Origin of the sequence: Rhodoferax sp. UBA5149 (assembly GCF_002413825.1) — a bacterium.
In the GTDB taxonomy this organism is placed as follows: Bacteria; Pseudomonadota; Gammaproteobacteria; order Burkholderiales; family Burkholderiaceae_C; genus Rhodoferax.
Genome location: NZ_DHXT01000106.1, coordinates 1 through 6870 on the forward strand (window position 1 = coordinate 1; position 6870 = coordinate 6870).

Annotated in this window: 10 protein-coding genes; 7 read left to right on the top strand and 3 right to left on the bottom strand. The window is 59.4% G+C overall.

Annotated elements, in window-relative coordinates; genetic code table 11:
- Both B3V69_RS09635 and B3V69_RS09640 read right to left on the bottom strand, forming a co-directional pair.
- Nucleotides 1–425, bottom strand: a 425-nt coding sequence (locus tag B3V69_RS09635) for a CorA family divalent cation transporter (RefSeq protein ID WP_296446013.1), incomplete at its 3' end; no start/stop codon positions are given.
- Between the two features lie 158 nt (nt 426–583).
- Nucleotides 584–1882, bottom strand: coding sequence for a patatin-like phospholipase family protein (locus B3V69_RS09640; protein ID WP_296446015.1), 1299 nt, complete (start codon nt 1880–1882; stop codon nt 584–586).
- Nucleotides 1883–2039: 157 nt separating this feature from the next.
- Between B3V69_RS09640 and hpf the strand changes: the two genes are divergently transcribed.
- From hpf to hprK, 3 genes are all read left to right on the top strand, one after another.
- The gene (hpf, locus tag B3V69_RS09645) at nt 2040–2369 is read left to right on the top strand and encodes a ribosome hibernation-promoting factor, HPF/YfiA family (RefSeq protein ID WP_296446017.1); all 330 of its coding nucleotides are present in this window, start codon (nt 2040–2042) and stop codon (nt 2367–2369) included.
- Between the two features lie 95 nt (nt 2370–2464).
- Entirely contained in the window at nt 2465–2932 is a 468-nt protein-coding gene (locus B3V69_RS09650; protein ID WP_296446019.1) for a PTS sugar transporter subunit IIA, read from the top strand.
- Nucleotides 2933–2971: 39 nt separating this feature from the next.
- The gene (hprK, locus tag B3V69_RS09655) at nt 2972–3922 is read left to right on the top strand and encodes an HPr(Ser) kinase/phosphatase (protein ID WP_296446021.1); all 951 of its coding nucleotides are present in this window, start codon (nt 2972–2974) and stop codon (nt 3920–3922) included.
- Between the two features lie 48 nt (nt 3923–3970).
- Here the strand turns inward: hprK and fur are convergent, their stop codons facing one another.
- Complete coding sequence (fur, locus tag B3V69_RS09660) at nt 3971–4417, bottom strand: ferric iron uptake transcriptional regulator (protein ID WP_296446023.1); 447 nt, start codon at nt 4415–4417, stop codon at nt 3971–3973.
- Nucleotides 4418–4502: 85 nt separating this feature from the next.
- On the opposite strand from fur, the gene B3V69_RS09665 reads away from it, so the two are divergent.
- The 4 genes from B3V69_RS09665 to B3V69_RS09680 all read left to right on the top strand — a co-directional run.
- The gene (locus B3V69_RS09665; RefSeq protein WP_296446025.1) at nt 4503–5045 is read left to right on the top strand and encodes an outer membrane protein assembly factor BamE; all 543 of its coding nucleotides are present in this window, start codon (nt 4503–4505) and stop codon (nt 5043–5045) included.
- 29 nt (nt 5046–5074) lie between these two features.
- On the top strand, nt 5075–5878 hold the full coding sequence (gene dapB / locus B3V69_RS09670) for a 4-hydroxy-tetrahydrodipicolinate reductase (RefSeq protein ID WP_296446027.1): 804 nt from the start codon (nt 5075–5077) through the stop codon (nt 5876–5878).
- Nucleotides 5875–6528: a MotA/TolQ/ExbB proton channel family protein gene (locus B3V69_RS09675; RefSeq protein ID WP_296446029.1), complete on the top strand. Its 654-nt coding sequence runs from the start codon at nt 5875–5877 to the stop codon at nt 6526–6528. The genes dapB and B3V69_RS09675 overlap by 4 nt, the downstream gene beginning before the upstream one ends.
- Nucleotides 6529–6546: 18 nt before the next feature.
- Nucleotides 6547–6870 (top strand): ExbD/TolR family protein (locus tag B3V69_RS09680; protein ID WP_296446031.1); only part of this gene is annotated, 324 nt, incomplete at its 3' end.

Here is a 6870-nt window from a genome sequence, read left to right on the forward strand (position 1 = left end):
ACTTCCTTGGCGTCTTCGATCAGGCCGGGTGCGCGGCGCGCCCGCATGCGCAGCAGGCGGAACACCGGCACGTCTTCATCGTGAATGGAAAACAGCACGCCCTTGCTCTTGAGTTCATCGTTCTCCAGGTTCAGGATGAAGGCGACCCGCACGGTGTGCGGCTCCTCATTGTCGGCGACTAAAAAATCGCTGCGAATGTGCAGCTCGCCGTTGTCTTCTTTGTAAAAGCGCGCGGATTCTTCAATGTCCTCGTCCATCGCATCTTCCGGGATGGACAGTCCGTAGTACTGCTTGACCCAGCGCTTTTCTTCGACGGTAGGCGACTCCAGGTCGACCCAAATCGGCTGAAATTTAGACAGTTCTTCCAGCGATTCGATCTCTTCCTGAAAGAGCCGACCGTTGGCAAGCGTGAAGATGTTGAGCATGGCTCACTCCCTTGAAATTGATTGCATCTGGCAGAGCTTGCGAGGTTTCGCTTCCAACCCCGATGCAGTTAAGGGAGTTGAAAGCTACCGACTAGGGCAGGTTTCCAAGGAGTTTTCTCCGGGAGTCAAGATGGCGAAATTATCGCATTGCAGGGCGGTCATGAGTCTGCAAAAAACGCCAATAGTTCCGATTTTCTTGCATGGGCATCGTTTTCGCCCATGGCGATAAGCGCCTGCACAAAGCCGGGTTCGAAAAGCAGGTAACTTGCCAGTGTGCCGCCGCCGCCTCTGAGAATGCCCAGGGCCCCCAAGGCATTGCGGGTGGCCGCCGGCAGCTCGCGGATATGCGCCTGGGCGATCGCATCCAGCGACTGTGTGGGCTGGATCGCCATCACATCCACACTCCGGTACGGCAATGCCGATGCCGCGTCGCGTGGCAGTTTCCCGAGGGTTTGCGTGACGCGATGGGTCTGCTCCACATCGGCTTGCAGGGTGTCGTGAAATACGCTGGCCATGGCGTGGCCCGCGATGCTGCCCAGTGTGGGGGCGCGTGCCGGCTGGTCTGCCGCGTGGCCGCCAAAGCCGGAGCGCTCCGGCTGACCGACGCCGACGATGAACACTTTTTGAGCTCCCAGATGCATGGCCGGGGACAGTGGCGAGACCTGGCGCATGGAGCCGTCCCCAAAATATTCCTGGCGGCCACCGACCCGCAGGGGGGTCGATGGAAACAGGAAAGGAATTGCGCTGGAGGCCATCAAATGGTCAACCGTGATGGCTTGAAATCCGGCACGCCGCCCGGGGCGAGCCCAAGCGCGAAAAGGCTCATCCTGCGCGGTGTGGCAAAACGTCCAGTGCACACCGCTGCTGTAACTCGACGCCGTGACCGCCAGGGCCTCGATGGTGTGGGTGCGCAGGGCTTCTTCCACGCCGGGCAAGGAAACCGCCTCGCGAAGCGTGTCGAATAGCGGCTGACTATCAAGAATCGCGCCGTTCGCCTGGGCGTGACGGGACAGGCTCCAGGCCATGAGGTACTTGTTGAAACGAGTCCATGACGACACGTTGAGCCGATAAACACCGGAGGATCTGAGCTCACTCCAGAACTGCGTCAAGCGTTCAAACGCCTGCAAACCGTATGTTGCGTACCCCGCCAGGCAGGCCGCATTGATGGCGCCTGCCGATGTGCCGACCAGGACCTGAAAGGGGAAAAAATTCGGAGTTTTCGATTGCGGCTTCAGAATCGACGCGAGCGCCCGCAGAACGCCAACCTGGTAGGCCGTTCTGGCGCCGCCGCCCATCAGGACCAGCGCCGTGATGGGCCGGGCCGGACGGCTGAGACTGGCATGGATGATGGTGTCTAGGCTCATGCGCCCATTGTGCAGGGAGGTGAGAGTCGGGCGCAAGCCCAAAAAAGACAGTTCAAAAAGATACCGTGGCCGACCCGCAAAAGTCGTTGTCACGGCAACTTTTTGTTGCATTGCATCAATAAAAAGGTTTGCTTTTCCAGCCTATCGGGGGCATAGTGAATTCGTCGACAGTGTTTTTTGAGTTTTGGTTTGTGTGCTGTCTGCATTCCGCCGGCAGCTTTTTCAACCCGAGAGCAACAGGAGGCCATTTATGAACTTGACGATCAGCGGTCATCACCTCGAAGTTACCCCAGCCCTGCGCAGTTACGTTACGACCAAGCTTGATCGAATCATTCGGCATTTTGACCAGGTAGTGGATGTCAAAGTGCTACTCACTGTGGAAAAACAAAAGGAAAAAGAACGACGGCAACGAGCGGAGTGCAATATTCATGTCAAGGGCAACGACATGTTTGCCGAGAGTTCGCACGCCGATTTGTACGCTGCCGTGGACGAGCTGGTGGACAAACTTGATCGCCAGGTCGTTCGGCATAAAGATCGTTTGCAGAACCATCATCATGACGCGCCCAAACGATTGATGTGAGACCCCCAGTCTGAACTCAGACCAAAGCCGCCCGGTTGCCCGCGCGGCTTTTTTAGTGCCCGAAATGACTTCGGTGCATAATCTGCCACCCAACCATGAATCGACTCGCGTTCATCCTGCCCGTTGCACAAGTGCTTGTGCATGTTGAAGCCACCAGCAAAAAAAGAGCTTTTGAAGAAGCTGGTTTGCTGTTTGAAAACCTTCACGGCCTCAGCCGTTCCTTGGTGACCGATAGCCTTTTTTCCCGAGAACGCTTGGGATCGACCGGCTTGGGTCATGGCGTTGCCATTCCGCATGGGCGCATCAAAGGCCTCAAGGCGCCCATGGCAGCGGTCCTCCAATTGGCACAACCCATCGGTTTTGATGCGCCTGACGAGCAGGCGGTCAGTTTGCTGATCTTTTTGCTGGTGCCCGAGGCGGCAACGCAAAAGCATTTGGAAATTCTGTCGGAGATTGCTGAAATGCTCAGCGATGTGACTTTGCGTGAAAAAATGGCCACCAGCACGGATGCGGCTGATTTGCATGGCCTGATCGCCAACTGGCAGTCGGCGCAACTGGCCTGATCACGCCATCTCACCTATCTTGCTGCGACTGGACCTCATGTGAAGCCTACCGCCGTCAGCGCCGATGTACTGTTCGAGGAGTTTCGCGGCAGCCTGAAGTGGGAATGGCTGGCGGGACTGGGCGCCTCAGAACGCCGCTTTGACGAGGTGGCGGTGCGTGCCGCACGCTCCGGGGCTGACCTGGTCGGCTACCTCAACTACATTCATCCTTATCGCGTCCAGATTCTGGGGCAACGCGAGATTGCCTACCTCACCAACGCAACGCCAGAAGACTGCGCCCGCCGGATTTCCCGCATTGTCACGCTGGAGCCGCCGGTGCTGATTCTGGCCGATGGCCAGGCCGCGCCGGAAGCCCTGATGTTGATGTGCGAACGGGCCCAGATTCCCATGTTCGCGACGCAAGGCTCATCGGCTTTTGTGATTGATGTGCTGCGGGCCTACCTGTCCAAGCATTTTGCAGACCGCAGCTCCATGCATGGCGTGTTCATGGATATTCTCGGTCTGGGCGTGCTGATCACCGGGGAATCGGGGCTGGGAAAAAGCGAGTTGGGGCTCGAACTGATCTCGCGTGGCAACGGCTTGGTGGCGGACGATGCGGTGGATCTGTTTCGCATCAATCAAGACACGATCGAGGGCCGCTGCCCCGAGTTGCTGCTGAACCTGCTCGAAGTGCGGGGTATCGGACTGCTCGATATCCGCTGCATCTTTGGCGAAACAGCCGTTCGGCGAAAAATGCGGGTCAAGCTCATTGTGCATCTGGTGCGCCGCGAAACGCTGGAGCGAGAATATGAGCGCATTCCCTATGAGCCGCTGACCCAGGACGTGCTGGGTGTTCCGATTCGCAAAGTGGTGATCCAGGTGGTGGCGGGCCGCAACATCGCCGTGCTGGTGGAAGCGGCGGTGCGAAATACCGTGTTGCAGCTGCGCGGGATTGACACTTACCAGGAGTTTGTCGAGCGCCACCGCAAAGCGATGGATCCGGCTGAATGACGCCGGCCTGAGCGCTCGCAAGAACCTCGTGGCGCCTGGACGATGCTGCTAAGCTGGGTTGTGCCCAGATGCAGGCCGGTTCGGGCACTTGTCCCGGGTACAGTGGGCGTACAGGCTCAACGCATGGTCGGCGATGGCAAAACCCTTGGTCTTGGCGACCGCGTGCTGGCGTTTTTCAATTTCAGCGTCGTAAAACTCCTCCACTTTGCCGCAATCCAGGCACACCAGATGGTCGTGGTGCTGCCCCTCATTGAGTTCATAGACCGCCTTGCCGCTCTCAAAATGGCTGCGGCTCAGGATGTCTGCTTGCTCGAACTGGGCCAGAACCCGGTACACCGTGGCCAGACCGACATCCGAGCGCTCTTCCAGCAAAACGCGGAAGACATCTTCCGCCGTCATGTGGCGCTGCGTGCCCTTCTGGAATATCTCCAGTATTTTCAGCCGGGGCAAGGTGGCCTTGAGGCCGGTGCTTTTCAGTTCGTCGATATTGGTCATGGAGGTCTCTCTGTTGCCCGCAGGCAGGCTGCCGTCACAGGTGCAGCCGGTACAATGGACCGATCATATCGCCACACCTTACCTCATGACTGATCTTCAACGTCGTAGTACCTGCTTGATCCTGCTCTTCGCCGCCAGCGCAGGCTTGGTGGCCTGTGGCAGCCTGAACAGTGCCAGCAATAGCATTGCCGGTGTGGTTACGCCCTACAAAATGGACATTGTTCAGGGCAATTTTGTATCGAAAGAACAAGCGGCTGCGATCAAGCCCGGCATGAGCCGCGCGCAGGTTCGCGATATTCTGGGCACGCCTTTGCTGACCAGTATTTTCCATGCCGACCGCTGGGACTATGTTTTCACCTTCAAGCGTCAGGGCCTGGAGCCGCAGGCGCGCAAAGTCACCGTGTTTTTCAAGGGGGATACGCTGGAGCGCATGGAAGCCGACGCCCTGCCGACAGAAGCCGAGTTCGTGGCGTCGCTCGATTCCGGGCGCAAGTCGGGCAAGGTGCCCGTGCTTGAGATGACTGAAGAAGCTTTGAAGCAGTTGCCCGTCCCGGCAAAAGCTGCCGAGCCCAAACCGCTGGCGCCATTGCCCGCGAGTTACCCCCCGCTGGAGCCGGCAGGCAACTGATCAGTGGCGGCTTCACCAGGACTGACATCATGACCAATCGGATCACGGTAGCGGGCGCCTCCGGGCGCATGGGACAGATGCTGATCGAGGCGATCCGGGTGGCCGATGATTGCGAACTGGCCGGCGCGCTGGATGTGGCCGCCAGTCCGGCCATTGGCTCGGACGCGATGGCGTTCCTCGGGCAGATGAGTGGCGTGGCGATCACGGCTGACTTGGTCGAAGGACTGAAAAACGCCCATGTCCTGATCGATTTCACCCGGCCGGAAGGCACGCTGGCCCATTTGCGCGTGTGCCGTGAATTGGGTGTCAATGTGGTGATTGGCACCACCGGCTTCAGCGACGCCCAGAAGGCCGAGATCGCAGCGGCGGCCCGCGACATCGCCATTGTGATGGCGCCCAATATGAGTGTGGGCGTGAACGTCACGCTCAAGCTGCTGGAAATGGCGGCCAAGGCCTTGTCCACCGGCTATGACATTGAAATCATCGAAGCCCATCACCGCCACAAGGTCGACGCACCGTCGGGCACCGCGCTGAAAATGGGCGAGGTGATTGCCGACGCACTGGGGCGCAACCTGAAGGATTGCGCGGTGTATGCCCGCGAGGGCGTCACCGGCGAACGCGATCCGTCGTCCATCGGTTTTGCCACCATTCGCGGTGGCGACATTGTGGGTGACCACACCGTGCTGTTCGCGGGTATCGGTGAGCGCATTGAGATCAGCCACAAATCGTCCAGCCGTGCCACCTATGCGCAAGGCAGTTTGCGTGCCGTGCGTTTTTTGAGCGCTCATAAAGCCGGTTTGTTCGACATGTTTGATGTGCTCAAGCTGAGATGAACGCGTTACAGCTGTTCTGGCAGGGCGATGCGGTGACCCAAGGGGTGGCGCTGCTGCTGCTGGTCATGTCGGTTGGCAGCTGGGTCGTGATCCTGTGGAAATCGTGGTTGCTGCGTCGTGCCAGTGGCGATGTCGTGCGCTGCATAGCGGCGTTCTGGAGTTCCGCGTCGGTTGACGAGGCCTTGCGGAAGTTGAAGGCGTTTGACCGCGAAGCCCTCGTCACTCCTATGGTGGTTGCTACAAAAATTGAAGCAAATGGCACCTTGGCGGCGGCCGGCGACAAGTCGCAGCAGCTGACCCGCGTGCTGCGTGATGCCCTTCACCTGGCCCTGGCCAAGCTTCAGCATGGCCAGGTCTTGCTGGCCACGGTGGGTTCCACGGCCCCTTTTGTCGGTCTGCTGGGCACGGTCTGGGGTATTTATCACGCCCTCATCGGCATCTCCAACGCCGGACAGGTCACGATCGGCCAAATCTCGGGCCCGGTGGGCGAGGCCCTCATCATGACGGCGGCCGGTCTGGCGGTGGCGATTCCGGCGGTGCTGGCTTACAACGTACTGGGTCGCGCCATCGGGCGCATTGAGGCGGAGCTCGAAGGGTTTGCCCGCGACGTTCGGGAACTGGCAAGCAGCCAGCCCGTTTGGCAGGCTTGAGCGGGGCCGGAGCAAGACATGTCTTTTGGTCGTTTGGAGCGCACCCCTGGCACGCAGCCGATGAGCGAGATCAACATGACGCCGCTGGTCGACGTGATGCTGGTGCTGGTGGTGATTTTCATCATCACGGCGCCGCTGCTGGCGAGCTCCATCAAGCTGGACTTGCCCAAGACCGAAGCGGCCCAAGCCGGTGAGGCGCCTGCGTTCGTGACGGTGACGGTGGACAAAGCCGGACAAGCTTTCCTCAATGATCAGCCGCTGGATTTGTCCGCGCTGGCTATTCGGTTGACGCAAACCGCCAAGTCGAAACCCGAGACCGAGGTGCAACTGCGCGCCGATGCG

Bases quoted from the DNA above. Each gene is read 5' to 3' on its own strand.
- hpf (WP_296446017.1), top strand. From the start codon at position 2,040: ATGAACTTGACGATCAGCGGTCATCACCTCGAAGTTACCCCAGCCCTG.
- B3V69_RS09650 (WP_296446019.1), top strand. From the start codon at position 2,465: ATGAATCGACTCGCGTTCATCCTGCCCGTTGCACAAGTGCTTGTGCAT.
- fur (WP_296446023.1), bottom strand. From the start codon at position 4,417: ATGACCAATATCGACGAACTGAAAAGCACCGGCCTCAAGGCCACCTTG.
- B3V69_RS09665 (WP_296446025.1), top strand. From the start codon at position 4,503: ATGACTGATCTTCAACGTCGTAGTACCTGCTTGATCCTGCTCTTCGCC.
- dapB (WP_296446027.1), top strand. From the start codon at position 5,075: ATGACCAATCGGATCACGGTAGCGGGCGCCTCCGGGCGCATGGGACAG.
- B3V69_RS09675 (WP_296446029.1), top strand. From the start codon at position 5,875: ATGAACGCGTTACAGCTGTTCTGGCAGGGCGATGCGGTGACCCAAGGG.